Consider the following 26,688-nt stretch of genomic DNA (forward strand, 5'->3'; position numbering starts at 1 on the left):
GCGTCAGGAAGCGGACGCTGCAGCGGCAGCGGGAGCCGCCGAGGAGCGGGCCAGGGCGGTCGTGGCCACGACCATGGCCGCGACCAGCACCGCGACGAGGACCCACTCGGCGCCTCCGGCCTGCAGCCGCTCGCCGAGCACGGTGATGCCGAGCGCCGCGCCGACCACCGGCTCCCCGACGGTCGCCGCCGGGAGGGACGCGCCGAGCGGACCGGCCTGGAAGGCGGCCTGCTGCACCAGCGTCCCGCCGAGGAGGGCCGCGGCCAGCAGCCAGGTGCTCCAGGAGGTGAGCACCGCGATCACGCCGTCGTCGAGCAGGTCCACCACGCCCTTGGTGAGGGCGGCGGCCAAGCCGTAGGCCATGCCGGTGGTCAGGGCCAGCAGCACCGCGCGCGGGGTGCCCCGCCGCAGAGCGGCGCCGAGCAGGCACCCGCCGCCCGCAGCGGCGAGGACGCCCCACGCCGGGAGCCAGTGCCGCCAGCCGGCCGCGTCGCTGCCGGCGGTCGGCTCACCCGTGACGACGAACGCCGCGAGAGCCACCACCAAGACCCCGGCCCACGCCCAGTCGGCCCGGCGCAGCCGCCGTCCGGCCCATCGGGCGCCCAGCGGCAGGGCGAAGAGCACGGTCGTGACCAGCAGCGGCTGGACCAGCAGCAGCGACCCGAGGCCGAGCGCGGCCGCCTGTGCCACGTAGCCGCCGGTGTCGGCGAGAGTGCCGGCCCACCACCGCGGCGACCGGGCCAGGGACGCGACCAGGCCCAGGCTCCCGCCCCGCCCGTCCGGCACCGCCGCTGCCGTCTGCTGCTGCACCGCGGACGCCAGCGCGAACAGGGCCGCGGCCAGGAGCGCCAGCCCGGCAGCGGCCCCGGCGGCCGCCGTCACGGCCGGGTCACCGCGCGGTCACCCGGTCCCCGCCGGGCCTCCCGAGGCCGGGACGGGCGCCGGCTCCGCCGGCCGCCGGTCGAGGGCGACGACCAGCGCGGGGAACACCAGCACGGTGAGCACGCCCGCTCCGACCAGCGCCGCGGCGTTCTCCGGCAGCATCGTGCCGCTGCGCAGGCCGATCTGAGTGAGCGCGACCAGCACGGGCAGCGCCGTCGCGCTCACGAGCGCGGTCTGGACCAGCTGCCGCGCCGGGAGCACACGGCGGTAGAGCAGCAGGGGCGGGCCGCCCCGGACGGCGAGCATCAGCGCGAAGAACAGCACCAGCCGCAGCGGCGACTCCGCGATCGAGGCCAGGTCCAGCGCCATGCCGGAGGAGACGAAGAACACCGGGATGAAGAAGCCGTACCCCACCGCGTCCAGCTTCGCCTCCAGCTGCGGCGCGGCCGCGCCGACCCACCGCCGCAGGACGACACCGGCCAGGAAGGCACCGAGCACCGCGTCGAGGTGGAACTGGTCGGTGACCGCGATGAGCGCGACCAGCAGCAGCACCGTGCCGCGGAGGGTGATCTGCGCGGTCTCATCCTGCCCCGCCGCGACGACGACGGCGAGCCGGCTGCCGTCCCGGACCCCGCGGCGCAGCACACCGAGCACCACGGCGAGCACGGCGACCCCGGCCAGCGAGGCCAGGGCGGCGACCCTGCCTTGCGTGCCCAGGAACACCGCGATGGCGAGGACGGGGAACAACTCGCCGACACCGCCGGTGGCCAGCAGGTGGCGCCCGAGCCGGCCGCCGAGGAGACCCTTCTCGCGCAGGACCGGCAGCAACGTCCCCAGGGCGGTGGTGGTCAGTCCCAGCGCCACCGGCAGGAAGGCCCGCACCAGGCCCGTGGCGGCCAGGACCCCCACCACCCCCAGCGCCAGTCCGAGGGACACGAACCAGGCGAGCAGCGCCCGCCGGCCGGCGTCCTCACGGAACAGGCGGAGGTCGAGCTCGTAGCCGGCCAGCAGGAAGACGAAGCCGAGCCCGACGTCGGCGAGGACCTGCACGTCCTGGGCGGCCCCGACGTCGAGGACGTGCGGGCCGAGGACCATGCCGCCGGCGAGCAGCAACACCACCTGCGGCACCGGCAGGCGCGGGACGAGCCCGACCACGACGGCGGCGAGCAGCGAGACGGCAGCGACGGCGGCCAGGGTGTCGATCGACACGACGTCGTCCACCCGGACCCTCCCCTCCGCCGGAGCGCGTACCGATCCTCGCGGGTCCCGGAGCGCAGCGGAAGGCACGCCTGCGCGGCCCCCACGGCGGCGGTCCCGGCGGCACGATCGCGGGGAGTCCCTGACACGGCGGGAGACGGAGTGGACCTGGACCCGGGACTGATGCCGGTGCTCAGCGGGCGCCGCGAGCTGGTCGCCTGGCTGGTCCTCGGCTTCCTCGTGGCCTTCCTCGTGACCCGGTTCGTCACGCACGCGATCCGCACCGGCCGGGGGCCGTTCCGGGACGCGAGCGTCGGCGGGGTGCACGTGCACCACGAGGTGTACGGCATCTTCCTGCTGCTGGGCACCGGGACGGCCGAGTTCGCCTACCGCCCGTCCGGGGCGGGCGGCGCCCTGCTCGCCGTGCTGTTCGGGACCGGTGCGGCCCTGACCCTCGACGAGTTCGCGCTGTGGCTGCACCTGGAGGACGTGTACTGGTCGCGCGAGGGCCGCAGCTCGGTGGACGCGGTGCTGATCGCGCTGGTGGTCGGGGTCATGCTGCTGATCGGCGCCAACCCGTTCGACGCCGACGGGGCACGCGGCGAGGGCCTCCTCGCGCTGACGCTGCTGGTCCACGTCGCCGCCGCCCTCGTCGCCGTCCTCAAGGGCCGGGTGGTCCTCGGCGTCGTGGGCGTGTTCGTCCCGTTCGTGGCCCTCGTCGCCGCGGTGCGGCTGGCCCGGCCAGGGTCGCCGTGGGCGCGGCGGCGCTATCCCGAGAGCAGCGCGCGCCGCGCCCGTTCCCTGCGCCGGTTCCCGCCGGGACGCCGCAACCGCTGGGACCCGCTGGTCGACCTGTTCACCGCCGTCCCGCGTTCCGCGCCCACCGCCGCCCGGTGACGTTGTGCCTGGTCAGCGGCCCGGCGGGCGGACCGACTGGGCGTGGTGGAACTGGTCGGTGGGGTCCCCTCGGCCCTTGACCTCCTGCAGCCGGCGGTAGTTCGGTGCGAGGTAGAGGGTCGGCCAGTCCCGCAGGCCGACGTCGGGGTGGTTGACGTAGCAGCCGTCGGTGACGTCGTCGCGCGCGGGCTCCCCGCCGGTGGCGGCGTACACCGAGGCGTATCAGCGGCGGATCCAGCCGGGGTGCAGCTCGTCCTCGGCGGGGTCGGTCCAGAAGGTCTGGTACTGCAGCTTCATGATCGATGAGCGCTGCGACACCGTCGTGTCAGCGGTCGCGACGGCGTTGACCCGTCCGCCGTAGGTGTCCACCTGCACCAGCGCCTGCGGGTTGCTGTACGACGGGTCGGTCAGCGCGGCGTGGAGGGCCGCGACGTGCCGGTCGGGGAACGGCCGGCGCATGTACGCCTACTCGTACTTGCCCCGCTGGTTGGGGCCCGAGCCGTTGAGCGTCTGGTCGCCTGCAGCCACGGCATCGTGCGCCGCGTGGTGGTCGGCAGCGCGGCCGCGGGCACGCCGTCGTCGAGCGCGCCGAGGAACTCGTCGAGCAGGGCGGGGTCCTCGCCGGAGGCCTGGGTGAGCAGCGTGACCGTGCCGGCGGAGACGTGGAAGAGCTTGAGCAGCCCGAACGGCCGGCGGCCGGGACTGTCGGGCGCGCTGTTGACGGCCAGCCAGCCGCCGTGGTTGCGCAGCAGGGTGGCGAACGACGCCGCGTCGAGGGCGTCCCACTGCCACGTGGTGGTCGCCCGCTGGATGCTCGGCGGAGGTGCCGGCAGGTCGCGGAACGTGTATGCCGTGACGACGCCGAAGGTGCCGCCCCCGCCGACGACGTGGCCGCCCGACCCACCGAGCAGCAGGAGCCCGCGGGCAGCGTCACGCCGTGGCTCTCGTACAGCAGCTCGTAGCCGTCCCAGTTCGTGCACCCGCTCTCCAGCCGGATGCCGCCGTCGGGTGTCCGGGTGACCGCCCGCTTCCCCGAGACGTCGAGGACCACCCCGCCGGGGTTGTCGGTCACGAAGCCCGTGTAGCAGTGGTCGCCGGCGCGCACGGTGACTCGCCGGCCCGCGACGACCGCGGCGCGGACCGCCGGCAGGCACTGATCCTGCCCCGGTGGCCGGCCGCGTTCGGAACCCCCTACCGGGGCGGCGTCAGATGCGGTACGCAGTGGTCCGACGCTGCAGCGTCATCGACGGTGGTCGCGCGCACTCGCCCAGCGGCTCCCCGGGCGGGGCCGGACCTCGTCGTCGCGGGCACGGGGGTGGCACGCGAGGGGGTCCATCGTGCAGGGCTACGCCACTGCCGACGTGCTGTCCTTCCGGGATCTCGGCCCGCTCGAGGTCCGCCGCGCCGGGACGCCGGTCGCCCTGGGCGGCACCCGCCTCGTCGCGGCGCTGTCGCTGCTGCTGGTCAACGCGGGCCGGCATGTCAGCGTCGACGCGCTCACCGAGGCCATGTGGGGTGAGGAGTCCCCGGCCCGCTCGCCGTCGACGCTTGACTCGCACATCTGGCGGCTGCGCAAGGCGCTCGAGCCCGGCCGGCGACCCGGTGCCCCGTCGGCGGTGCTGGTGCGCGAGCCGGGCGGCTACCGGCTGGTCGCCGACCCCGCGACCATCGATTCGCGGCGCTTCGCCGCGCTCACCGGCGAGGCGAGGGCGCTGCTCGCCGCTGACCGCCCGCACGAGGCTGGCCGGGCCGCGGAGCAGGCGCTGGGGCTGTGGCGCGGGCGGCCCTACCCCACGGTGGCCGACGAGCCGTGGGCGACCGCCGCCGTCGCCCGGCTGGAGGAGCTGCGCGACCAGCTGCGCGAGCTGCTGGCCGAGGCGCTGCTGGCCGACGGGGCCCCGGAGCGGGCGCTGCTCGAGGTGGGCGCGGCCGTGGCCGAGACGCCGCTGCGCGAGCGGCTGTGGAGCCTGCGGATGCTGGCCCAGCACCGCCTGGGCCGGCCCGAGGAGGCGCTGCGCAGTTACCAGCAGGTCCGCGCCGTGCTGCGCGAGGAGCTAGGACTGGAGCCGGGGCCCCAGCTGCGTGAGCTGCACGGCCGGATGCTCGCCGAGGACCCGACGCTGGCCGGCCCGCCGGCGCCCGCCCGGCCGGCCCCGCCGGCCCCTCCCCTGCGGCGCGCCGCCCCCGAGGAGGCCGCCCGGCGACCGGCGCACCTCCCCCACCGCACCTCGTCCCTGGTGGGGCGCGGGCAGGAGCTGGCCGAGCTGACCGGCCTGGTGATGCGGTCCCGGCTGGTCAGCCTGGTCGGCGCGGCCGGGTGCGGGAAGACTCGCCTGGCCATCGAGGTCGCGCGCACGGTCGCCGACCGGTTCCCCGACGGCGTCTGGTTCGTCGACCTCACCGCGGCCAGAGACGCCGTCACCGTCCTGTCCGCCGTGGTGTCCGCGCTGGGGTTCGCCCCGGCCGACACCGACCGGCCCGCGGAGGCGCTGCGCGCCCACCTGCGCGACCGGCGCGCGCTGCTCGTGTTCGACAACTGCGAGCAGGTCCTCGACCCGGTGGCCGACCTGGTCGACGACTGGTTCTCCGGCGCCACCCCGCTCACCGTGCTGGCCACCAGCCGCACGCCGCTCGAGGTCGACGGCGAGCGGCTGCACCGGCTCGGCCCGCTGCCCCTCCCCGAGGGCGACGACGACGTCACCGCCTCCCCCGCGGTCGCCCTGCTGCTGGACCGGCTGGCCGCCGCCGGCGCCGACCGGGAGGACCTGGGCCTGCTCAGCGCGGTGGTGCGGATCGCCACCGCCGTCGACGGCGTGCCGCTGGCCCTGGAGCTCGCGGCGGCACGCGCGCGGGCGTTCAGCCTGGACGAGATCGCCCACCAGGTCACCGCCGACCCGAGCTCGCTGGCGCGGACCGGGCGCGGCAGCGACCACCACCACACGGTGCGCGCCGCCATCGAGCAGAGCTACGCGCTGCTGCCGGCCGACGAGGCGGAGCTGCACCGCGCCGCCTCGGTCCTGCCCGGCCCGTTCACCGTGGCCACCGCCGGCGCCGTCCTCGGCGGACTCGGGGCGGGAGCCCGGTCCGGCACCGACACCGCGGACCTGGTCGCCCGCCTGGTGCACCACTCGCTGCTGGTCCCGCTCGGGCCGGCGCGGCTCGGCGGCCCCTCGCGGTTCGCCCAGCTGGCCACAGTTCGCGGTCACGCGTCGCACGCGGCCGGCACCGAGGTCCCTGCCCTGCGCCGCCGGCGCGACGAGTGGACGACCGCGCTCACCCTCGCCAAACCGCCGCTGGGCCGCGTGGCCGAGAGCGCGTGGTTCGACGCCCTCGACGACGACCTGCCCACGCTGCGCGCGACGCTGCAGTACCTGCTGGTGGAGACACCCTCGGCCGAGGGCGTGCGGCTCGCCGGCCGGCTGGGCACGTACTGGTACTTCCGCAGCAAGACCATCGAGGGCCGCACCTGGGCCGAGCGGGCGCTGGAGGCCGAGCACCTGGCCGACCCGCTGTCGGCAGCGCTGGTGCGGCTCACCCTAGCCCACCACCTGTCCTCCGGCGGCCAGGACGACCTCGCCGCCGTGCACCTCGCCGCCGCCTCGGACATGCTCGACGGCACCGGGGACGCGCTGTCGCGCACCGTGGCCGAGGTGCAGACGCTGCTCGCCCACTCCCTGGTGGTGGCCGGGGCGCTGGAGCCGGCCCGTGCGGTCGCCGGCTCCGTGGCGGCAGCGGCGCGGGCGGCCGGCGGGGACGCGGACCTCGCCCTGCTCGCCGAGACCTGCGCCGCCCTGGTGGACAGCGGTTCCGGCGTCCTCCCCGGCGCCCGGCTGACGACCCTGCACGGGCGGGCGCTGGCGCTGGGCAACGTGCACGTGGCCCTGCTGGTGGCCGGGATGGCCGTCGTCGCCGCGATCCGCTCCGGTGATGCGGCGACGGCCCTGTCCTGGTCCGACCGGATGATCGGCCACCGCCTGGTGCTGGGCACCTCCGACGGGCCGGTCGCCTTCGAGCTGCGGGGGGTCGCCACGGCGATGGCCGGCCGGCCGCAGGAGGCGGTGCGGCTGTTCGCCGCGGCCCGCACGCAGGCGCTGCGCAACGGGCTGCGCTGGCCGGCCTTCGAGGCGACGCCGGAGGTCCTCCGGGACGTCACCGCCGCGCTCGACCCGGGCGCCGCGGAGCGGGCGCGCGCCGACGGCGCCCGGCTCACCCTGGCTGACGTCGTCGACCCGCCCCGCGCCGTTCCCACGCCCGCCTGACCGGCCGCTCAGGCACAGACCTCGGCGACGGCGGCCGCAGACGCGCGGAGGGCCGCCCGGTCGGGCTTGCCCTGCTCGGTGAGCGGCACCCGGTCGACCCGCAGGACCTGGACAGATGACGCGACCTCCCGGCCGTGCACGGCGGTGACCGCCGCCCGGCACGACCCGAGGTCCACCTCGCCGCCCGGCCAGGCCTCCGCCGCGACGACGCGCACGCCCCGGGCGGCGTCGGGGACGACGACGGCATAGCGCACCGACGGCAGGTGGCACACCGTCTCCTGCAGGTCGACCGGCAGCACCGTCCCCGGCCCCACCATGTCCGCGACGCGGCCCAGCACGCGCAGCATCCCCTCGTCGTCGAGGCAGCCCAGGTCGCCGGTGCGGTACCAGCCGTCGACGAAGACCGCGGCCTCCTCGGCCGGCCTGTTGCGGTAGCCCTCCGCCATCCCCGGCGCCCTCACCTCCACGGCCCCGGCACGCGGGTCGATGCTCCCGTCTGATCGGCGGAACCGGACCCGCACCCCCGGCAGGACGTGGCCGGAGCAGGAGAACCGGGACGGCCGGTCGTGCTCGGCGGGAGAGAGCGCGCTGACGATGCCGACCTCGCTGCAGCCGTAGGTGTGGGCGACCACCGGGCCGAGCCGCGCGCGGGCACGGGCCCGCAGCACCGGCGGGGCCAGCGCGCCGACGTGGGTGAGCGTCTGCAGCGAGCCCAGGTCGTACCGCGCCACCTCGGGCCGGTCCATCAGGTCGAACAGCTGCGGCTCGACGAGGAACAGGTCGGTGACGCGCTCGCTCTCGATGGCCGACAGCGTCGCCACCGCGTCGTAGTGGTCCTGCAGCACGACGGTGCCGCCGCCGAGCAGGGTCTGGTCGACCAGCACCTGGGTGAGGTGGGCCAGCGAGCCGTTGGCCAGCTGCCGGCGGTCGGTGCGGGCCGGACCCGCGACCATCGCGGTGTAGCCGGCGAAGTCGCGCCGGCTGCCCTTGGGCACGCCGGTGGTGCCGCCGGAGGGGACGACCACCGCGAGGTCGCCCGAGCGGGCGCGACAGGGCGGCGGGCGGTCGTCGAGGCCGGCGGCGAGGGCGTCCAGCCGCAGCGCGATCCCGGGGACCGCGCCCACCGCCGCCACCGGTGCCGCGACGCCGTCCGGGAGCAGGCCAGCCGTCTCCGGGAAGACGACCAGCAGGCGCGGGTCGACCTGGGCGACCAGCCGCGCCCTCCGGTCGGCGTCGGTCGGCGCCGGAAGGAACATGACCCCGGCGCCGGCCAGGTGCGCCCCGTAGCGGACGGCGAGGGCCTCGGGCCGGTTCGGGGCGAACACCGCGACCAGGTCGCCCGGGCCGACGCCCAGGGACTCCAGCGCGCGGGCGTACCGAGAGACGGCGGCCACGAGGGCGGCAGCCGTGGTGTCGATGCCCGCGTGCCGCAAGACGGAGCGGTGCCCGTTCCGCTGCAGCACGGTCACGAGGTCCTGCACGTAGGCGTCCACGGTCGTCCCCTCGGGAGGTCCGCCCCCGACGGGCGGTCGGTGCGGCCATCGTCGACCCGCCGACTCCAACGGCGCGCCAGCCCGCGGACGCGGTCCTCCTCCCCGCCGGGCCGGGATTGGAGCCGCCTTGGAGCCGCCGCCGCGACAGTGCGGTCCTCCCCTCCCGATCGGAGACCGACGTGCACGCGTTCTTCAAGGACCCCGACCTCCAGTTCGCCGTCGAGGGCGTCCTCGGCGCCACCTGGTCGCGCGCCGCCGACGTCGGCGAGGTCCTGACCACCGTGGACCGGATCCCGAACGGCGACCGGCGCGCCTGGGTGCAGCAGTGGAGTGCCACGGCCGAGCGGCTGGCCGCGCAGGCGGGGGCCGCCGAGGCCGAGGGGCACCGGCGCACCGCGGCGGCGCGCTGGTTGCGGGCGGCCGGCTACTGGTCCGAGGCGACCGACCAGGCCGACGCCACCGGGGAGTTCGCCACGCTGTGGGAGCGGCACCGCGACGCGTGGGACCGCTTCGTCGACCTCACCGACGCCGTCGGTGAGGTGGCCGTCGAGCGCCTGTTCGTCCCCTACGAGGACACCACCCTGCCCGGCTACCTCTTCCGCTCCGGTCCGGTCGACGAACCGCGCCGCACCCTCGTCTACACCAATGGCAGCGACGGGTCCGTGGTCGGCGCCTGGACCCGCGGCATCGCCGACGCGCTGGCCCGCGGCTGGAACGCGATGACCTACGACGGCCCCGGCCAGAACGCCGCGCTCGTGCGGCAGGGCATCCCGTTTCGGCCCGACTGGGAGCACGTGCTCACCCCGGTGGTCGACGCGCTGGTCGCCCGAGCCGACGTCGACCCCGCCCGCATCGCCGTCATGGGCGTGAGCCAGGGCGGGTACTGGGTGCCGCGGGCGCTGGCCGCTGAGCACCGGGTGGCCGCGGCGGTCGCCGACCCCGGCGTCGTCGACGTCTCCACCACCATGCTCGCCCAGCTGCCGCACCACCTCGTCCGTATGCTGGACTCCGGCGACCGCGACCGCTTCGACACCGAGATGCGCTGGGCCCTGAAGCTGTCGCCGGCCACCCGGACGGTGCTGCAGTGGCGGATGCGGCCCTACGGCGTCACCTCGCCCTTCGACTTCTTCACCGCCGCCCGCGCCTACGCCCTGACCGACGACCAGGCGGCGGCGATCCGCTGCCCGGTGCTGGTCACCGACCCCGAGCACGAGCAGTTCTGGCCCGGGCAGTCCGCGCAGCTGGTCGCGAAGCTGACCTGCCCGGTGACGCTGCTGCGCTTCACCGCCGAGGAGGGCGCCGACTCCCACTGCGAGCCCACGGCGGCCGGCCTGCGTGGTGAGCGCGTCTTCGACTGGCTCGACGAGCACGTGCCGGCGTGAGCGCCATCGAGAACGCGACGTCCGCGCCGTACACCGTTGGCGACCACCTCGTCGACCGGCTGGCCGAGCTGGGCATCGACCGGGTCTTCGGGGTTCCCGGCGATTACAGCCTGGCGCTGCTCGACCACGTCGTGGCCCACCCCGGCGTGGAGTGGACCGGCTGCACCAATGAGCTCAATGCCGGCTACGCCGCTGATGGTTACGGCCGGATGCGGGGGATCGCGGCGCTGTTCACCACCTATGGCGTCGGTGAGCTCAGCGCGCTGAACGCCATCGCCGGCAGCTTCGCCGAGCACGTGCCGGTCGTGCACGTCGTCGGCGCGCCCTCGCGCGCCTCGCAGGCCGCACGCCGACTCGTGCACCACACGCTGGGAGATGGTGACTTCACACACTTCGCCGGCATGCACGCCGGGGTGACGTGCGCCCGGGCAGCACTCACCGCCGACAACGCTGCACCGGAGATCGACCGGGTGCTGACCGCCGTCCGCGACCAGGGCCTGCCTGGTTACCTGCTGGTCCCGGCCGATGTCGCGGACGCCCCCGTCGGGCGGCCCTCGAGGCCCCTTCCCGTAACCGACGACACGAGTGATCCCGCGGTGGTCGCCGCGTTCGTCGACGCCGCCGCCCGCCTGCTCGGCCGGGTCCGCTCCGTCCTCGACGTCACCGTCCTGGCCGGGCTCCTCGTCCACCGACTAGGGGCCACCAGGCAGCTGATGACCCTCGTGGACGCCGGGCCACTCCCCCATGCCACGACGCTGTGGGCCAAGAGCCTGGTGGACGAGAGTTCGCCCCGCTTCGCCGGCACCTACGCCGGTGCGGGCAGCGCCGAGCAGACCCGCAGCGCCGTCGAGGACGCCGGCGCGTTGATCCTCGCCGGTGTCCAGTTCACCGACCTGAACAGCGGCATGTTCACTCAGCACATCGACCGGGACCGGACAATCGATCTGGGTGGCCGCTCCGCACACGTCGGGGCGGCGACCTTCAGCCCCCTCGAATTGCCCACCGCACTCGCGGCCCTGACCGCCCTGATCAGCGAACTGGCCGGCCGGGAGACCGGTGCCGCACGCAGCATGCCGACACCACAACCGACGCTGTCGGAGGCGCCATCCGCTCCATCCGTGCCCGACGAGGGGACGGCGCTGTCCCACTCGCAGCTCTGGGCGGCCGTCACCGCGTTCCTCCGCCCCGGCGACATCGTGCTCGCCGACCAGGGCACCGCATTCTACGGCGTGGCCACGCACCGGCTCCCGGCCGACGTCACCTTCATCGGCCAACCCCTGTGGGCGTCGATCGGATACACCCTGCCGGCGATGTTCGGCGCCTGCACCGCCCGGCCCGGCCGGCGGGGGGTGCTCCTCATCGGTGACGGCGCAGCGCAGATGACCATCCAGGAGCTCGCCTCCGTGATCCGAGCCGAGCTGCCCGCGGTTGTGATCGTGGTGGACAACAACGGCTACGCCGTCGAACGCGCCATTCACGGCCCGACGCAGCCCTACAACGACATCTCCCGCTGGGACTGGACCGTGGCGCCGCAGCTGTTCGGCGGTTCGGCCGCAGCGACCCCGCCGCACGCCGTGCGGGTGACGACGCACAGCGAGCTCCAGTCGGCCTTGGCCGCCGCAGAGGACCAGCCCAGACGATTAACGCTGGTCCAAGCCGTCCTACCGCCTACCGAGGTTCCGGAGCTGCTGACGACCCTCGCGCAGGCACTGGCGCACGCCAACAGCGCGCGAGCAACTGAACTGCCGCGATGAGCACCGGAGTCGGTGCCGTCCCGCCTGGTGGTGTAAGTAGACGTTGCATTAGTTGCTCGGTAGGCGGCGGGCGCAGATGAGGGTGACCGCGAGGCGGGCCAGCGAGGTGATCGTCGTGGCGGTGCGGTCGTAGCGCAGGGCCAGGCGTTCGTAGGACAGCAGCCAGCCCAGCGTGCGCTCGACCACCCAGCGGTGCCGGCCCAGGCGGGCACTGGAGTCGCGGCCGATGCGGGCGATCCGGGCGGTGATCCCGCGGCGGCGCAAACAGCGGCGGACCCGCGGGTCGTCAAGGCCCTCGTCGACCACTCCGGCAGCACACCCGGCCCCTCGGCCTCGAGCACCGCATGGGCCGCTGGAACCCATCAGCCCTGCAGGAGGAAGTCGAAAACGCACTCGATCGTCGAGTGCCAGGCGAACGGCACCGCCGCCGCGACATCGCCGGTCGGCGTGTGGCTGCGCACGACCACGCGCATGTCGTCGAAGACGGCGGCGCCGGTGTTCAGCGCAGGCGTCCGCCAGGACAGCGGGATGCTCCCCGGCGTCGCGAGAGGTCCAAACGGCGGCACCTCCTCGGTGGTCGCCGTCATGATGACCGGCTCCTCGCTCGCCGCGGTCACGACCGTCACCGGGCCGCCGACCAGCAACAGGTCCCCCGGCAGCGCGCCGGGGCCCGCTCCGCCGGTCTGCAGACCCGGGTGCATGGGTTCCCCCGCCCGCAGACAACCCAGGATGCGGCCCACCGGGATCACAGCCCGGCCCTTCCCGTCCGTGCGGCCCGCTCCACTGGCGAGGACGTTGTAGGGATAGAGGCAGCTCTGCCGGATGCCGAAGACGGCCGTGTGCCGGTAGGCGGGCACCAGGACCAGTCGGGACACGACGGTGTTGCGCGGAACGAGCTGGTCGAGCTCCTCGGGTGTGAGCTGGGCGAACAAGTCCTCGATCTGCTCCACCTTGTTCCGCTGTGGTGCGACCACGTCGGCCTCCCTCGGCTCTGCGACGGCATGACGGCTGCAGCATCCTGCGGATTCCGCCATCACCGCCGCGTCATCACCGCATCACGTCCGCACGCACCGACCCCAGGCTCATACTCGACCGTGCGGCACATCACCGGCGTTCCCCCGCTCAATGAGGCACTCCGGTCAACGGGTGGCTGCGCCTTCCATCGCCCTTACCGTCCGGCCGTGCGTCTCCTCTTCGTCTGCACGGGCAACCTCTGCCGGTCCCCGCTGACCGAACGGCTCGCCGTGGCGTGAGCCGAGGAAGCACTGCGGCACAGCCCCGAGCTCGCCAACGTCCCTCTCCCCACCGCGGGCCTGGACGCGGTCACCGGGCGACCGATGAAACCCGGGTGCGGCGACGGTGCTGGCCACGCGGGACGGCGACCCGGCCGGCTTCCGCTCACGTGCCTTCACGGCCGAACTGCCGAAGACACCGACCTAGTGCTCACCATGACGCGCGAGCAGCGCCCAGCCGTCCAGGAGGTTGCTCCATGGGGACTGCGCCAGACGTTCGCGCTGCCCGAGGCAGCCGACCTCCTCGGCCGGGCGGACCTGATCGGCATGGTGCTCATGCCGCTCACCCCCGTGAAACGACATCGACGAGATCGCCGTGGACCGCGCCCTCGCCGGCGACAACAACACCTACGACGACCTCACCCCAGTCGAACAACAAGAGATCGTCCGCCGCCTCAGCGCCCGCGGCACGTTCATCCGCGACATCACTGCCCTACGCAGCACGGCCAAGAGAACCCTCTCCCGCCGGCGCCCATCCCTCGGCGCAGCATGACCATCGGGCTGCGGACAGGCCCAACATCCGCCAGGCCCGGGGCTTTGAGTTCACCGACCGCTTGGCCCGCCGAGCGGAGAGGGGGTTCGCGGGGGTTCACCGGAGGGCTAACACGCAGGTCAGGCCCGATACGGAATGACTGCGAGCAGCCTCGAACGTCGGTGAACGAGGCGCAATGGTGGTCAAATGGGGGTCAACGAGCGGCGCTGCGCGGCCTTGGGTCATGCCTCGCGCGGAGGTGGATGTCGGTCCGCCGGTGTGCTGGGCACGCCGGGTGGCACGCGCTTGGGCCCGGCCTTCGCGGGTCGGGGCAGATCTTGCGGATGCAGGCGGAGGGCGACCATGGCGACGTCGTCGTCCGGCGCGGCCGGCAGCATCCGCGTCAGGCCTACCAGCCCATGACCGTGCCGGCGCGCCACTCGAGCCGCCCGTCCGCCCGATGAGGTCGACGTCCCCGTCGATGGTCGCGCCTCGCCACAGCATCGCCAGGAGGACCGCTCCGAGCACGAGGAGGAGGACGACGACCGCGGTGATCTACGGCCGAGTCCGGTATCGGCGCCGGGGACGGACACGAGGACCGACGGTGACCTTGACCGGGACGGGTGTGCCGAACCGGATCGTCCGATGCGCGGGCTGCGGCGCCCCGTCGGGCAGTGTCACCGTGGGTTCGTCGAGGGGTGTCGGTTCGGGATCTGCCGCGGCGGTCTCGGTCGACGGGGGTCTCGGGCGACCGGGTACCGGCGGGCGGCCCATCCGGACGGTGGGCTCGGCGGGCAGCCCCGGCGCCCGTGAGCCGGGGTCGGCCGCTCCTGGTGTGGTCATCGAGCCTCCGTCGTCGTCGGTCTGCGGGATGCCAGCGGCTCCGGATCCGCAGCGTGCCCGCTGGGCACCGGCGTACGCCTGCCTCCTTCGACTTCCTCGACCGAGATCGGCGTCGACCGAGCGAGGGCCGATGGGCACCGGCCCGTGCTGGGCGTGGTGCCCGCACGTCGCGATGGACGCCTCGACCGCTTCATGCGCACGATGGGTGCGCCTCAGCGGAACTCGCGATCCAGGGACAGGTTCAGCGCCAGGACATCGGCGTAGGGCGCGCCGATGACGCCCAGGTCGCGGCCCGCGGTGGCCGCGGTCAGCAGTGCCTCGACGTCGGTGACCGGGACGCCGCGCTCCCGTGCCACGCGCTCGAGCTGGATCGCCGCGTACTCCGGTGCGATGCCCGGGTCCAGGCCCGAGGCCGAGGCGGTCACCGCGTCCGGCGGGACGTCGGCGGGGTCGACGCCCTCGAGCGCAGCGACCGCGGCGCGGCGCTCCTCGACCAGGACGGCCAGCTCCTGGGAGTTCGGGCCGAGGTTGGACCCGCCCGACGCACCTCCCGTCGTGGTCCGAGGCCGACGGGCGGAACGGGAAGTACTGCGGCAGCGGGTCGTCGCCGGCGTCGGTGAAGGCCTGACCGATCAGCGACGAGCCGACCACGGTGCCGTCGACCTCGATCAGGGAGCCGTCCGCATGACCTGGGCGATGCCGGTGATCACCCGCGGGTAGGCGATGCCGAGCAGCACCGTGAACCCGGGCACGGCGCGAGTCGCCGCCCACAGCGGGCGCCCGGAGCGGGGGATACGAGGAGAAGAACTCATCGTGATCCGTCGAGTACGGTCTCTGGTCAGTCCGGCTGCCGGCTGCCGGCTGCCGGCCGCCGGCACCCGCGTCCTCGTCGGTCCGGCCATGCCTGGAGGGACTCGGCTCCGAGATCGGGGCCGGCGCGGTCGAGGGGCAGGGGAGCGGATGAGCGAGGCGCTCTGGCGTCGCCGTCCGGTGCCGGAACCGGGTCTAGACGCGGTACCCGTGGGGCACTGGGAGCCGGCCACACCGATGGACGTGACCGTCATCCGACGGCAGGCGGCCGCCGCGCTGCACGGCGGGGACCGCCGTTGGGCCACCGGTCCGGTGTCGGAGGGCGCCGAGGAACGCCTGCTGCTGTGCGTCGAGGAACTCGTCTCCAACGCCTCCGGCACGGACGGGTCCCGGTACACGTCGATCTGACCGCCTTCGACCACGGCTGGCTGCTGGCCGTCGGCGACGCTGCGGTCGAGACGCCGCCGACTCCCGCCGCCGACCGGGACGCCGCCGACGGTGGACTTGGCCTCTACCTGGTCGCGCGCATCTGCAGCGCGCACGGCTGGACGGTCGAGACGTCCCGGAAGGTCGCCTGGGTTCGCATCGACTACACCCGGAGCGAGGCGCCACCGGAGACGCTGGCGGCAGTGCCTCCTCCCCCACTGCAGACCACACGGCGCAACCTGTCCGCACCACCCGGCTGACCGGGCCGCCCACCGCCGAGGACGCGTGAGGTCTGGCGGACGTCGACGCGCTCCGCCGGATCGTGACCCTCTTCGCCGGTACGGGAGGCGACCGACGATGAGCAGGTCACGGGGCGGCGCACCCCGCTCCGTCACTGTCCCCGTCGCGCCTGCCGTGCGCCATCCCGCGTCCAGCGCGGACCTGGCGGCGAGCCGAGCTCTGGCAGACTCCCCGCCGTGAGGGACGCAGGCGCCTCGGCCGACCTCGTCCGCCAGGCCCGTGGCCTGCAGGCGCTCTTCGACGGGGATGCCGTCGGCATGGCCGCCGGTACCGGGGAGGTCATCGAGCAGGCCAATGACGAGTTGCTGCGCATCCTGGGCCTCGGCCGCGCCGACCTCGACGGTGGCATCCGCTGGCCGGCCATCACACCGCCCGACCAGACCGAGCGCGACGCCGGGGCGGTCGACGCCGTCCGGCGCAGCGGCTCGATCCTGTTCCAGAAGGATTTCTTGCGCCCGGACGGCAGCCGCGTGCCCGTGCTCGCAGCCGTGGCCGCCCTGCGCTGGGACCCCTACGAGTGGGTCGCCGTCGTCATCGACCTCAGCCGGCAGGAGCGGCTGCGGCACCTCGCACAGTCCGAGGCCGCCATCGTCTCCACCCTGCTGCGCGACGCCCCGATCGGCTTCGCGCTGATCGACCTCGAGATGCGGTTCGTCCGGATCAACCAGGAACTGGCCGCCATGAACGGCCTGTCGGTCGCCGAGCACGAAGGCAGGCCGGTGTTCGACGTCGTGCCCGACCTGCGGGCCGACGCCGAACCCCTGCTCCGGCGCGTTCTGGACACCGGCGAGCCGCTGCGTGACGTGGAGATCGTGGGTGCCACACCGGCGGATCCAGGCACCGCCCGCACCTGGATCGAATCCTTCTTCCCGGTCCGCACGGCCGGTGGCCCGACCATCGGCGTGGCGGCGGTGGCCCGCGACGTCACCGAGGTCCGCCGCCTGGAGCAGGAGCTTCGGGCCACGCTGGGCCGTCAACGGCAGGTGCTGCAGGACCTGCAGAACAGTCTGCTACCGCCGCTGCCCACGATCCCCGGGCTCGACCTGGCCGCCCGCTACCTCGGCGCCTCACAAGAGATCCGCCTCGGGGGCGACTGGTTCGACGTCTTCCACGCGCCCGACGGCCGACTCGTCCTGGCGATCGGTGACGTCGTCGGCCACGGCCCCACTGCCGTCGGGCTTATGGCCCGTCTCAGCGGTGCCATGCGCGCCCACGTCGCCGACGGCCGCAGCCCCGGCCAGGTGCTCGCGTGCCTCAACCAGCTCCTCATCGGCTCCCTGGCCCCGGCGATGGCGACGGCGTCCGTGCTGCATCTGGACCTGACCACCGGCGTCGTGGAGTACGCCGCTGCCGGCCATCCGTACGGGCTGCTGCAGACCCCGGAGGGTCCGGTGACGCTCCTCAACGGCGCGCAGGGACGCGCTCTCGGGGCCACCGCGGACTCGACCTACCCCGTGGGCAGGACCACCCTCGAGGTCGGCGGGACCCTGCTCCTGTACACCGACGGGCTGGTGGAGCGCCGCGGCGAGGACCTCGACCAGGGCGTCGACCGCCTCGTCGCCGTCGTCGCCCACGGACGCGCCGGCGGCGCGGCCCGGCTCGTGCGCGACGTCATCGAAGGCAGCCACACCGCAGTCGAACGGGACGACGACGTCTGCGTCCTCGCCGCCGTCCGCGCCTGACGACGGCCGGGCCACCGCGGTGGCCCGGCTGCAGGCGGTCATGAGCCACGACATCGGCCAGGTCCGCACCCCAGACAGAAGAGATTGGGTGCTCCAGCGCGGCGCCAGTCCCCGCGGCCGCTCCTAGCGCTGGGCGGGCGGTGAATAATCCGCCGCGGTCCGCCGAAGTCCGGCGCCCCAGGTCAGCGGTTCTCGTCGAGCTGACAGAACCCCACCCCGCGAGCCCTTGACCCCCAGCCGTCGGCCGCGGCTACCTGCACGTCCGCCCAAGTTCATTCGCGCAGGTCAACCGACTTACGGAACGACGGTGAACTGCGGCGAACGGCCCCGAACGCGGCTCAATGGTGGTCAAATTGGTGGTCAAGGGAAGCCGTCCTGAGCTGGCCGAACAAGGACGGCATCGTCGGGTGTGGCTGTCGCAGAGCGTGACCGCGTCCTTGAGGGTCATGCCTGGGCGCGGAACAACCTGTGCGCCCGTGGGTCCGCGCGGTTCGTCGCCCGCTGCAGGTGGCCCCCGCGTTTGGGCCCGACGGCTCGCGCCGGTTCCCTCACCTCCCCGAGCGGCCGCTCACGCACGGCACCCGCTGTGCGGTGCCCGCGGGTGCAGGCGTGGGCTGGTCAGGTCAGGTCAGGCCAGGCCAGGCCGCGCTGCCCGGCGTCGTTGCGCTGTCCGGGTGCGCGTTCGCAGACATCCGCCGACGGTCGCAACGACGCCCGAAGCAGGTTCACAGGGGTCCGAGACGGCAGCGGACGGAACTGAACAACCGAGAATCCCCTGCGAGTGCAGCCAGAACTGCAGCCACCACGAGTTGGTCCGTCAGCGCGAACGGGGTGGGGCCGGCGGGGTACCGGCCCGACCCCGCCGGATCACCGTCGGTTCGCGCCCGGGACGAGCAGCACCTTCCCGGCATCGCCGGTGAGGAGCTCGACCGCGGCCTCTGCCTCGTCGAGCGGCAGGCGGTGGGTGATCAGCCAGTCGAGGTCGATGCGACCCGACTGCAGCAGGAGCAGCAACTGCTCCCAGGTGTCCCAGAGCCGGCGGCCGAAGATGCCGCGGAGGGTGATGCCCTTCTTGTTCACGAACGCCGCGATGTCGATCGCGGCCGGCTCGCTCGGGTGCCCGACCGTCACGAGCGTGGCCTCCCGCCGCAGCGCCTCCAGCAGCGGCGGCAGCACCCCGCGCACGCCGGAGACCTCGAGTGCGACATCGAAGCCGCCGCGCCGGCCGGCCAGGTCGCGGCACACGCCGACGACGTCGTCCGACGGGTCGAGCACCCGCGCGCCGATCGACTCCGCCTGCTTCCGGCGGAACTGGTTGGGTTCCACGGCGACGACGGCCGCGGCTCCCAGGGCGAGGGCTATCTGTGCGATGACCAGACCCACGGGCCCGCAGCCGTTGACCAGGACGTACTGCCCGGCCACGGCGTATCCGGACCGCTGGACGGCGTGCATGGCCACCCCGGCCGACTCCAGCAGGGCGCCGGTCTCGAGCGACACCGACGCGGGCAGCGGCACGCAGATGTCCGCGGGGACGGCGACGCGTTCTGCGAACACGCCGTCGATGTGCATACCGAGGATGCCGGTCCGCTCACACGTGTGCGCGCTGCCGGTCCGGCACGGATAGCACCGGCCACAGATGAGGTGGCTCTCCAACGCGACCCGGTCGCCGGCGGTGAGGTTCTCTACGCCCGCGCCCACGGCGAGCACCGTGCCGGAGCCCTCGTGGCCGAGGACCACCGGCGGAGTGAGGTTGAACGCCTGCGCCGAGGGCGTCCATTCGTAGAGCTCCCGGTCGGTGCCGCACAGCGAGGCGGCGGCCACCTCAAGGAGCACCTGCCCCGGGCCGGCGACGGGATCGGCCCAGTCCTCGCGGATCTGGATGCCGCGCTCGGCTGCGTGCTTGACGACGGCCTTCATGGTGTTCTCCTGATCGATCGGTGGGGGTTACGTGCGGCTCAGATGAGGCCGGCGAAGCGGCGCAAGAGGTCGGGGGGGCCGACCTGGCCGCCTTTGAGCAGGACGCGGCAGCCGGCGACGGCGGCCGCGTCATCGGTGGTGCAGATGGGTCCGGCGGTGACGAACTGCTCGCTGACCCGTAGCTCACTTACGTCCATGGCCAGCAGGGCGTGGCTGGAGGTGTCGCCGCCGCAGACAATGACGTCCCGGGTCAGTCCCCGGCGGGCCAGGTCGCCGGCGAGCCGGCCGATAGTGCCGCCCACCTCGGCGGCTGTGGCGGAGCCGGCGCTGAGCCGGGGGTCGTCCGGTCCCTGCGTGGTGTGGACAACGACGTTCCGTCCGGCCCGAAGTGCCGCCTCGACGGCGGCCGACCACGGCCTCCGGATTACGTCGGCGGCGAAGTCCCCGGCCGGGATCGGGACGTCGACCCAGCCGTGCCGGACGGCGTCGGCGATCTGGCCGGCGGTCGTGGTGGACGCGGACGCCGACACGACGAGCGTCGGGCCACGGGAGGAGGTGGGAGCCGGCGGCCTCTGGGGTGCGCCACCACGGAGGCGGGCCAGCGCGGCCATGATGCCCCCGGAGCCGACGACGAGCGCCGGTCCGGCGGGGCGCGGGTCCCGGAGCAGGGCCTTGGCGACGGTGTCCATCTGCGCGTCGTCGACAGCGTCGACGATGAAGGCCTGGGTGTCGGCCGCCTCGCGCAGTTGCGCCCACCGGTCGTCGAAGGTGCCGTCGGCGTGGGCCGGCAGCTGCAGGCCCGGGACGGGGCGCCGGCTCGCGAGCTGTTCGGCCAGGACCAGCCGCAGGTCGGCCTCGTGCATCGGCGTGGACAGGTGGCGGGACATCACGGGGTGCCGGTCGAGCCGGTACACCTCGCCTGCGTAGGCGCCGAAGTGCTGGCTGAAGGCGGTGTAGCGACCGAAGCCGGGCTGCGCGGGGACGACGGGCACCGGTCCGTGTCCGGGGAACCGCTCGTGCAGGAGCTCGATCCCCCGCCCGATGCTGCCCACGGTGGGCGAGGAGTCGAACGTGGAGCAGACCTTGTAGAGCAGCACGGACAGGTCCAGGGACGCCAGCGGGGCGAGGCCGGACCGCACCGCCTCGTCGAGCGCGTCACCGGCCAGCGAGCGGGCCGGTCCGGCGATGCCCACGACGTCGGCGTCGTCCGGCATCGACCGTCCGGGGTCGAGGACCAGCATGGCGTCGAGCCCCTGGGCGTGCGCCTGCGCGAGGACGTCGCTGGCGCCGGTCAGGTCGTCGGCGAGGAACCCGATGTCGGCCATCAGGCACCCGCCGGGAACATCTGCAGCGCGTGGGCGAGGGCGGAGTCGCCACGAGCCGCGTGCGCCGCGGCCGCGTCCGCCAACGGGTTCCCACTCACCGCCGCAGTCCACGCCTGGCGCAGGCTGCGGACACCGGCGGCCGGCCCGTCCGGATGGCCGGCGATCCCACCGCCGGCCAGCATGAGCAGGTCAGTGGACTCCACCGCCGCGAACGTCGGACCCGGCGTGTGCACGTTCTGCCCGGACGACAGCGTCGGGAGCGGGGCGATCGTGGTCCCCAGCGGCGCCTGCAGGCTGCGGATGTTGGCCGCGACCTGCTCGTCCCGCTCGTAGAACTTGCTACCCAGCCCGCTGGCGTGGACGTGGTCGGCGCCGGCCAGCCGGGCCAGCTGCTGCCAGACCGTGAAGTCCACCCCCAGGGCGGGGCAGCGCATCGAGGCGGCCAGTCCGGCCCGGTGGCCGTGGACGGGGACCTGGGCGAAGCCCCGTAGCCACGCGAGCGCCGGCAGGCCCATGACCGGGACGTTGAGCATCACGCAGTTCCCGCCCGCCTCGACCACCAGGTCATGACGGCGCTGGAGGCCGGCGAGGTCCCCGGTGATGTTGAAGGCGTACATCGTCCGGTGCCCGGTGACCTGCTCGGCGTCGGCGATCTCCTCGAGCGCGACACGGACGCGGGTCTCCAGGGGGAGGTACGCCGGATCGGTCATCAGCTCGTCGTCCTTGATCAGGTTGATCGAGGCGCGGGCCAGCTCGCGCACCACGCCGCGGAACTCGTCCTCCACCAGGCCGACGTTCGGCTTGACGATCGTGCCGATCAGCACGCCGTCCGGCACGCCCATGAGCTTGCGGGTGCCCGCCACGCCGAAGGCGGGGCCGGGGTGGGCCGCGACGAACTCGTCGGGCAGCTCGAGCGACTGCAGCCGGCAGGCGTACAGCTCGACGAGCTCGAAGAGGTTGCCGGCGACCGCGGTGAGCAGGGTTGCGATGTCGGTACCGATGTTCACCATCGGGAACTCGACGACGACCTCGGCCGCGGTCACCCGCTCCGGCCGGCGCCTCGACGGCAGGGAGGGCGCGCACGCGCCGAGCTCGCGGATCTCCACGACCTCGGCCGCATGGCGCTCGCGGATCCGGTCGGACTCTCCGGGGACGGCGATGAAGGTCCCGCTCGACTGCTCGCCGGCGAGAGCGGCCGCGGCCCGTGCGACGTCGACGGCCTCGATGTAGTAGGTGCAGCGGATGCGGCGGGGGTCACGCATGTCGGGGTCCTCCGGTCGGTGTGGGCGGGATGGCGCGGTCACGCGTGATGGGGTTTCGGCGGGACCACGGGCAGGGGGACGGGTTCGAGAGCTCCCGCCCGCTTCATGACCCAGGCCGCGACGGTGGGGGCCAGCAGGGCCGTGACGAGGACAGCTGTGGCGGCCTGGGCGGACGCGGAGGCGACGAAGGGCGCGAAGTTGGGGTCCGCGGCGGCGACGGCGGCAGGAACAGCCACCGCGTTGCCGGCCGTGGTGCCGGCCGCGAAGCCAATGCCGCTCTCGCGGCCCCGGCGGAGCAGGAACCGGTAGCCGAGGTAGGTGAGCCCGCCGGTGAGGACGACGACGCCGACACCCAGGACGGCACCGGCGGCACCCCCGGTGACGACGGTCCGCAGGTCGATGCCGGTGCCCACCGCGAAGGACATGAACGGGATGACGACGTTCGGCACGGCGTCCAGGACCTTGGTCCACTCGCGGTCCACCGCGCCGATGAACAGGCCGATGAGGAAGGGCACCAGCGCGGCGACCAGCGCCAGGAGGGGGATGTCGGCCAGGCCCGAGGCGCCCAGGAACACCAGCGCGAGGAAGGGGCCGTCGTCGAAGGCGCTGGCGACGTAGGCGCCGCGGTCCCGTTCGTCCCCGTACTCGCCGGCGAAGGCGAGCCACATGGCGCCGTTGCTGTTCCCGAAGATGGCGATCAGCCCGAGGATCGAGACGCCGACGATCCCGTCGACGCCGACCGTGAGTCCGAGGACCACGCACAGCGTGATGGGGATCAGGGTCTTGGCGAGGAGGACGACCAGCGTCGTCCCGGCGGCGCCCTTGCCGTTGTGCGTGCCGGTGATGGACGCCCCGGTGGCCAGGACCAGCAAGGCGATGAGGGCGAGGGCGCCGTCCTTGAACAGGGCGGTGGTGAAGCCTCCGATCCCGAGTGCGTCCGGCGCGAAGGTGTTCATGAGAACGCCGAGCGTCAGCGGGATGAGCATCAGGCCGCCCGGGACCCGGCGCATCGCCTCGAACATGGGGAACTTGGACGGGCTCGTCCGCAGGACATCGCTCACGGTGACCTCCATCAGGACGGACAATGTTGTCCGTACAATTCGTCTATACAAAACTAAGGTGACATGCGCCACGTCGTCAAGCCCCTGCGTCAGACAGGGCACGATGCTGGGACAGGTGGCGGCCGCTGCGTCGCCGCGGCGCTCAACGGGAGAGGAGTGCGGGATGTCCGTCGAGAGGTCCATGGCGTCCGAGGCCACGGACGACGTTCCGCCGCTGGAGCTCGGCCGCGTCGCCGGTGTGCCGCTGTACGCGCAGATCCGCGATGCGCTCCGGCAGCAGATCGACAGCCACTCCCTGCCGCCCGGAGCGCCGCTGCCGACCGAGGAGGCGCTGCAGGCGCGCTACGGCGTCTCGCGGGGCGTGGTCCGGCAGGCACTGGGGGACCTCGCCGACCTCGGACTGATCGTCCGTCAACGCGGCCGCGGCAGCGTCGTGGCACCACGCGCCGAGCACCGGCGGCGCGCGGACCAGGCCGGCGGCCTCCGCCAGCAGGTCGAGGCCAGTGGCCGCCACCTCCGCACCGACATCGTCGAGCTGGCGGTCGACGAGGCGCCGTCCGCTGCCGCCACCGCGCTCGGAGTGACCGACACCTGGCGCCTCGAGCGGCTCCGGCGGGTGGAGGAGGAGCCGCTGGTCTTCATGCGCACGTGGTTGCCGAGGGAGCTCTTCCCGCACCTGTCGGCCGAGGACCTCGACGGCGGCTCACTGCACGACTGGATGCGGGCGCGGGGCGTCGAGCCGCAGGGCGGCCCGCGGCAGTTGCAGGCGGTGCCCGCGGACGAGGCCGTGGCCACCCACCTGGACCTGGGCGTCGGCGTGCCGGTCCTCCTCCTGCAGGGGGTGACCCGGGACCAGTACGGGCGCGGGCTCGAGTGGTTCACCGCCTGGCACCGGCCGGACACCGTGTTCGACGTGGACGCGCACGTCGGGCCCCGTCCGCCCGGGGCGGGCGGGGGCGAGGAGCTCGGACGGGTGCGCGAACTGGTCCAGGAGCTGGCCCTGCTGCTCGGTACGCGGTCCCCCCAGGCCTGAGCAGACGAGGAGCGAGCACGTGGCAGACCATCCAGAGCTGCGCGGGCAGGTGGTCGCGCTGGGCGCGTCGCTGTTCACCCGCGGCTTGACCGCCGGTCGTACTGGGAACCTGAGCGTGCGCGTACCCGGGGGCTTCCTGGTGACCCCGACCGGGGCGAGCCTCGGGCAACTGTCGACCGACCAGCTCAGCCTCGTCGACCTGCGGGGCTGCCACCTCGACGGGCCACGGCCCTCCAAGGAGGCGTTCTTACACGCAGCCGTCTACCGGGCCCGGCCCCAGGACTCCGCCGTGGTGCACACGCACAGCACCCACGCAGCCGCCGTGTCCTGCCTGGCCGACCTGAACCCCCAGGACGTGCTGCCGGCCCTGACGGCCTACTACGCCATGCGCGTGGGGCGGCTGCCCCTTTTGCCGTACCACGCCCCGGGCGACCGCTCACTCGAGGAGCTGGCGGAACGGACGGCCCGCGCGTCACACGCCATGCTGCTGGCCAACCACGGGCCGGTCGTCTCTGCCGCCGACCTCGCATCGGCCGCCGATGCCGTCGAGGAACTCGAGGAGACCGCCCGCATCCACCTGCTGCTGGACGGGCGGCGGACGCGGCCGCTGACGCCCGAGCAGGTCGCAGCGCTTCGGCGGACCTGAGGCGGTGGAATCACTGCCCATCCACTCGGCCCGTCTCTTGCTCCTGGCCTTGATCCCCTCGGCCTCGGCGATCAGACAACGATCAGTGAGGCGGCGGTGACACCGTCCCACCACCACGCCCACGGGACTGGCCTGCTCCACCGCCAGCGTCACACGCGTGCCGCCGGTGCTGAGTCTCTCAAGCAGGTGCCGAGCAGTCGTACGGACGCCCGGCCGGTGGCCACCCAGGTGAACCACCGGTGCGGCCTGAACTCGGTCACCACGTACTCGGTCGGAGGATCCGCGGCCGACCCACCCGGACCCGGGACCCGACGGCGAGCGGCCCGTCGTCGAGGCGTCGTACTGAGGTTACCGTCGGCGCCCACTCCGGCCACAGCTCGACCTCGCGCAGCACCTGCCAGACCTGCTGGACCGGGGCCTCGACGTCGATCCTGGTGCTCTGCTCCACCGGGCCATCGTGCTCCTGGTCGCTCCCGGAGATAGACCAAGATCATGTGCCACACAGACCCGTGAATAGGTGAGTTGCAGGCGCGCGTCAGCGCGGGGCGGCCGGAGGCCGTCCTCCAGTGCTTCTGCAGTCGGGGTCAGGCGGCCGGGTCGAGGACCACCGTGTGGCCGAGCTTCTCCAGTTGGGCGACCAGCCGACGGGTGTGCGCCTGGGTGGTGCGCCGGGCCAGCCAGTCGGCGCCGAGGTCCCGATAGGGCTCATGCCGGGTGAGCATGTAGTAGGCCGAGACCAGGATCGAGTGGGCGACCGCGACCTGCGCCCGCCCCATCCCTCGCCGGGCGGTGAGCCGAGTGTGCTGGGCCGACAGGTAGTTCTTGCCCTTCATCCGCCCCACCGAGCCGGCGGCCTCCACCAGCATGTGGCTGAGCCACTTGTTGCCGTGCCGCAGCCCGGCCGGGGTGCGCTTGCCGGCCGACTCGTGGATCGCCGGAGCCACCCCGGCCCAGGCGGCCAGGTGCGCCGCCGAGGGGAAGCGGGACATGTCCGCGCCGGTCTCGGCGACGATGACCTGGGCGACCTTCTCACCGACTCCGGGAATGGTCTGCAGCAGCTCCAGCTGGTGCGCCCACGGTTGGCACGCGTCGGCGATCACCGCATCGAGCTCGGCCAGCGCCGCCTCCACCGCGTCCAGCCGGTCCAGGATGGAGCGGGCCAACCGCGCGTGGCCGGCGTCGAAGTGCCCGGTCAGCGCCTCGGTCAGCGCCGGGATCTTCACCCGCATCCGGCCCCTGGCCAACTCCGCCAACGCCCGCGGCTCCCGCTCGCCGTCAATCAGCGCGGCCAGCATCGCCCGCGCCGAGACCGTCGTCAGGCTGGAGGCAACCACCGACAGCTTGATGGACGCGTCCTCCAGCATCAGCTCCAGCCGTATCGCCTCCCGGGTGCGGTCGCCGATGAGCTGCTCCCGGTAGCGGGTCAGCATCCGCAGCCGGCGAATGTCGGGCGGCGGCACGAAGGAGGGCCGCAGCAGCCCGTGCTCGAGCAGCTGGGCGATCCACTCGGCGTCGCGGACGTCGGTCTTGCGCCCGGGGACGGCCTTCATGTGCGCGGCGTTGAGCAGCCAGACCTCCATGACCTCCTCCAGGCAGTAGAACGGCGCCTTCCAGTAGGTCGAGGTCGACTCCATCGCCGCGATCGTCACCCCGCACTCCACCAACCAGTCCCGCATGACCACCAGCGACCGGGTGGTCGTCTTGAACGTCCGCGTCTGACTCACCCGCCGCCCGCGCCCCCGGACTGCGCACGCA

At 74.0% G+C, this 26,688-nt stretch carries 23 protein-coding genes and 3 pseudogenes; 9 read left to right on the plus strand and 17 right to left on the minus strand.

Annotated elements, in window-relative coordinates:
- Positions 1–3: 3 nt before the first annotated feature.
- The gene (locus ABQ292_RS08390; RefSeq protein ID WP_369205177.1) at positions 4–882 is read right to left on the minus strand and encodes a DMT family transporter; all 879 of its coding nucleotides are present in this window, start codon (positions 880–882) and stop codon (positions 4–6) included.
- A gap of 18 nt (positions 883–900) precedes the next feature.
- On the minus strand, positions 901–2,103 hold the full coding sequence (locus ABQ292_RS08395) for a cation:proton antiporter (protein WP_369205179.1): 1,203 nt from the start codon (positions 2,101–2,103) through the stop codon (positions 901–903).
- Positions 2,104–2,241: 138 nt separating this feature from the next.
- Here ABQ292_RS08395 and ABQ292_RS08400 point away from each other — a divergent pair, with 138 nt between their 5' ends.
- On the plus strand, positions 2,242–2,976 hold the full coding sequence (locus ABQ292_RS08400; RefSeq protein WP_369205181.1) for a hypothetical protein: 735 nt from the start codon (positions 2,242–2,244) through the stop codon (positions 2,974–2,976).
- Between the two features lie 12 nt (positions 2,977–2,988).
- Here ABQ292_RS08400 and ABQ292_RS08405 read toward each other — a convergent pair whose 3' ends face one another.
- From ABQ292_RS08405 to ABQ292_RS08415, 3 genes are read right to left on the minus strand one after another with little or no spacing between them, the layout of a single operon-like run.
- Complete coding sequence (locus tag ABQ292_RS08405; protein ID WP_369205183.1) at positions 2,989–3,189, minus strand: BBE domain-containing protein; 201 nt, start codon at positions 3,187–3,189, stop codon at positions 2,989–2,991.
- A gap of 9 nt (positions 3,190–3,198) precedes the next feature.
- Positions 3,199–3,435 carry a hypothetical protein gene (locus tag ABQ292_RS08410; protein WP_369205185.1) on the minus strand — a complete coding sequence of 79 codons (237 nt, stop codon included), beginning with the start codon at positions 3,433–3,435 and terminating at the stop codon, positions 3,199–3,201.
- Positions 3,384–3,956 carry a hypothetical protein gene (locus ABQ292_RS08415; RefSeq protein WP_369205187.1) on the minus strand — a complete coding sequence of 191 codons (573 nt, stop codon included), beginning with the start codon at positions 3,954–3,956 and terminating at the stop codon, positions 3,384–3,386. Before ABQ292_RS08415 ends, ABQ292_RS08410 begins: the two co-directional genes overlap by 52 nt.
- Before the next feature lie 357 nt (positions 3,957–4,313).
- Between ABQ292_RS08415 and ABQ292_RS08420 the strand changes: the two genes are divergently transcribed.
- Positions 4,314–7,235 carry an AfsR/SARP family transcriptional regulator gene (locus tag ABQ292_RS08420; RefSeq protein WP_369205189.1) on the plus strand — a complete coding sequence of 974 codons (2,922 nt, stop codon included), beginning with the start codon at positions 4,314–4,316 and terminating at the stop codon, positions 7,233–7,235.
- An 8-nt stretch (positions 7,236–7,243) separates the two neighbouring features.
- Here the strand turns inward: ABQ292_RS08420 and ABQ292_RS08425 are convergent, their stop codons facing one another.
- On the minus strand, positions 7,244–8,728 hold the full coding sequence (locus ABQ292_RS08425) for a class I adenylate-forming enzyme family protein (protein ID WP_369205191.1): 1,485 nt from the start codon (positions 8,726–8,728) through the stop codon (positions 7,244–7,246).
- A gap of 179 nt (positions 8,729–8,907) precedes the next feature.
- Here ABQ292_RS08425 and ABQ292_RS08430 point away from each other — a divergent pair, with 179 nt between their 5' ends.
- Positions 8,908–10,110, plus strand: a complete 1,203-nt coding sequence (locus ABQ292_RS08430) for an alpha/beta hydrolase family protein (RefSeq protein ID WP_369205193.1) — start codon at positions 8,908–8,910, stop codon at positions 10,108–10,110.
- Positions 10,107–11,864, plus strand: a complete 1,758-nt coding sequence (locus ABQ292_RS08435) for an alpha-keto acid decarboxylase family protein (RefSeq protein WP_369205195.1) — start codon at positions 10,107–10,109, stop codon at positions 11,862–11,864. The genes ABQ292_RS08430 and ABQ292_RS08435 overlap by 4 nt, the downstream gene beginning before the upstream one ends.
- Positions 11,865–11,912: 48 nt before the next feature.
- On the opposite strand, the pseudogene ABQ292_RS08440 reads toward ABQ292_RS08435, so the two are convergent.
- Positions 11,913–12,164, minus strand: a pseudogene (locus ABQ292_RS08440) (transposase); the annotation flags it as partial.
- Positions 12,165–12,226: 62 nt separating this feature from the next.
- On the minus strand, positions 12,227–12,838 hold the full coding sequence (locus ABQ292_RS08445; protein WP_369205197.1) for a hypothetical protein: 612 nt from the start codon (positions 12,836–12,838) through the stop codon (positions 12,227–12,229).
- Between the two features lie 634 nt (positions 12,839–13,472).
- Between ABQ292_RS08445 and ABQ292_RS08450 the strand changes: the two genes are divergently transcribed.
- A complete protein-coding gene (locus ABQ292_RS08450; RefSeq protein ID WP_369205200.1) occupies positions 13,473–13,649 on the plus strand; it encodes a hypothetical protein in 177 nt (58 codons plus the stop codon).
- Positions 13,650–14,683: 1,034 nt separating this feature from the next.
- Here the strand turns inward: ABQ292_RS08450 and ABQ292_RS08455 are convergent.
- The 3 genes and pseudogenes from ABQ292_RS08455 to ABQ292_RS08465 form a co-directional block, all read right to left on the minus strand.
- Positions 14,684–14,998 (minus strand): annotated as a pseudogene (locus ABQ292_RS08455) (potassium-transporting ATPase subunit C); the annotation flags it as partial.
- Positions 14,999–15,077: 79 nt separating this feature from the next.
- Positions 15,078–15,122, minus strand: a pseudogene (locus ABQ292_RS08460) (hypothetical protein); the annotation flags it as partial.
- A 17-nt stretch (positions 15,123–15,139) separates the two neighbouring features.
- Positions 15,140–15,283 (minus strand): hypothetical protein, encoded by a 144-nt coding sequence (locus ABQ292_RS08465; protein ID WP_369205202.1) that lies wholly within the window; start codon positions 15,281–15,283, stop codon positions 15,140–15,142.
- Between the two features lie 241 nt (positions 15,284–15,524).
- Between ABQ292_RS08465 and ABQ292_RS08470 the strand changes: the two genes are divergently transcribed.
- Positions 15,525–15,689 carry a hypothetical protein gene (locus ABQ292_RS08470; protein WP_369205204.1) on the plus strand — a complete coding sequence of 55 codons (165 nt, stop codon included), beginning with the start codon at positions 15,525–15,527 and terminating at the stop codon, positions 15,687–15,689.
- Between the two features lie 494 nt (positions 15,690–16,183).
- The gene (locus tag ABQ292_RS08475) at positions 16,184–17,689 is read left to right on the plus strand and encodes a PP2C family protein-serine/threonine phosphatase (RefSeq protein WP_369205206.1); all 1,506 of its coding nucleotides are present in this window, start codon (positions 16,184–16,186) and stop codon (positions 17,687–17,689) included.
- Between the two features lie 867 nt (positions 17,690–18,556).
- On the opposite strand, the gene ABQ292_RS08480 is transcribed toward ABQ292_RS08475, so the two are convergent.
- From ABQ292_RS08480 to ABQ292_RS08495, 4 genes are read right to left on the minus strand one after another with little or no spacing between them, the layout of a single operon-like run.
- A complete protein-coding gene (locus ABQ292_RS08480; protein ID WP_369205208.1) occupies positions 18,557–19,606 on the minus strand; it encodes an alcohol dehydrogenase catalytic domain-containing protein in 1,050 nt (349 codons plus the stop codon).
- A gap of 38 nt (positions 19,607–19,644) precedes the next feature.
- Positions 19,645–20,931, minus strand: a complete 1,287-nt coding sequence (locus tag ABQ292_RS08485; protein ID WP_369205210.1) for a four-carbon acid sugar kinase family protein — start codon at positions 20,929–20,931, stop codon at positions 19,645–19,647.
- Positions 20,931–22,193, minus strand: a complete 1,263-nt coding sequence (locus ABQ292_RS08490) for a RuBisCO large subunit C-terminal-like domain-containing protein (RefSeq protein ID WP_369205212.1) — start codon at positions 22,191–22,193, stop codon at positions 20,931–20,933. The genes ABQ292_RS08485 and ABQ292_RS08490 overlap by 1 nt, the downstream gene beginning before the upstream one ends.
- A gap of 38 nt (positions 22,194–22,231) precedes the next feature.
- Entirely contained in the window at positions 22,232–23,326 is a 1,095-nt protein-coding gene (locus tag ABQ292_RS08495) for a 2-keto-3-deoxygluconate permease (RefSeq protein WP_369205214.1), read from the minus strand.
- 91 nt (positions 23,327–23,417) lie between these two features.
- On the opposite strand from ABQ292_RS08495, the gene ABQ292_RS08500 reads away from it, so the two are divergent.
- Together ABQ292_RS08500 and otnC are read left to right on the plus strand one after the other, a co-directional pair.
- Positions 23,418–24,287, plus strand: a complete 870-nt coding sequence (locus ABQ292_RS08500; protein ID WP_369205216.1) for a GntR family transcriptional regulator — start codon at positions 23,418–23,420, stop codon at positions 24,285–24,287.
- A gap of 19 nt (positions 24,288–24,306) precedes the next feature.
- Positions 24,307–24,933, plus strand: coding sequence for a 3-oxo-tetronate 4-phosphate decarboxylase (gene otnC, locus ABQ292_RS08505; protein WP_369205218.1), 627 nt, complete (start codon positions 24,307–24,309; stop codon positions 24,931–24,933).
- Positions 24,934–25,189: 256 nt separating this feature from the next.
- On the opposite strand, the gene ABQ292_RS08510 is transcribed toward otnC, so the two are convergent.
- Together ABQ292_RS08510 and ABQ292_RS08515 are read right to left on the minus strand one after the other, a co-directional pair.
- Positions 25,190–25,381 (minus strand): SRPBCC family protein, encoded by a 192-nt coding sequence (locus ABQ292_RS08510; RefSeq protein WP_369205220.1) that lies wholly within the window; start codon positions 25,379–25,381, stop codon positions 25,190–25,192.
- 136 nt (positions 25,382–25,517) lie between these two features.
- Positions 25,518–26,688, minus strand: a 1,171-nt coding sequence (locus ABQ292_RS08515) for an IS110 family RNA-guided transposase (protein WP_369205222.1), incomplete at its 5' end; no start/stop codon positions are given.

Origin of the sequence: Geodermatophilus maliterrae (assembly GCF_041018925.1) — a bacterium.
Taxonomy (GTDB): domain Bacteria; phylum Actinomycetota; class Actinomycetes; order Mycobacteriales; family Geodermatophilaceae; genus Geodermatophilus; species Geodermatophilus maliterrae.

Excerpts from the sequence above, each read along its gene's own strand:
- ABQ292_RS08410 (WP_369205185.1), bottom strand. The coding sequence starts at position 3,435 with ATGCGCCGGCCGTTCCCCGACCGGCACGTCGCGGCCCTCCACGCCGCG.
- ABQ292_RS08465 (WP_369205202.1), bottom strand. The coding sequence starts at position 15,283 with ATGAGTTCTTCTCCTCGTATCCCCCGCTCCGGGCGCCCGCTGTGGGCG.
- ABQ292_RS08480 (WP_369205208.1), bottom strand. The coding sequence starts at position 19,606 with ATGAAGGCCGTCGTCAAGCACGCAGCCGAGCGCGGCATCCAGATCCGC.
- ABQ292_RS08485 (WP_369205210.1), bottom strand. The coding sequence starts at position 20,931 with ATGGCCGACATCGGGTTCCTCGCCGACGACCTGACCGGCGCCAGCGAC.
- ABQ292_RS08490 (WP_369205212.1), bottom strand. The coding sequence starts at position 22,193 with ATGCGTGACCCCCGCCGCATCCGCTGCACCTACTACATCGAGGCCGTC.
- ABQ292_RS08500 (WP_369205216.1), top strand. The coding sequence starts at position 23,418 with ATGTCCGTCGAGAGGTCCATGGCGTCCGAGGCCACGGACGACGTTCCG.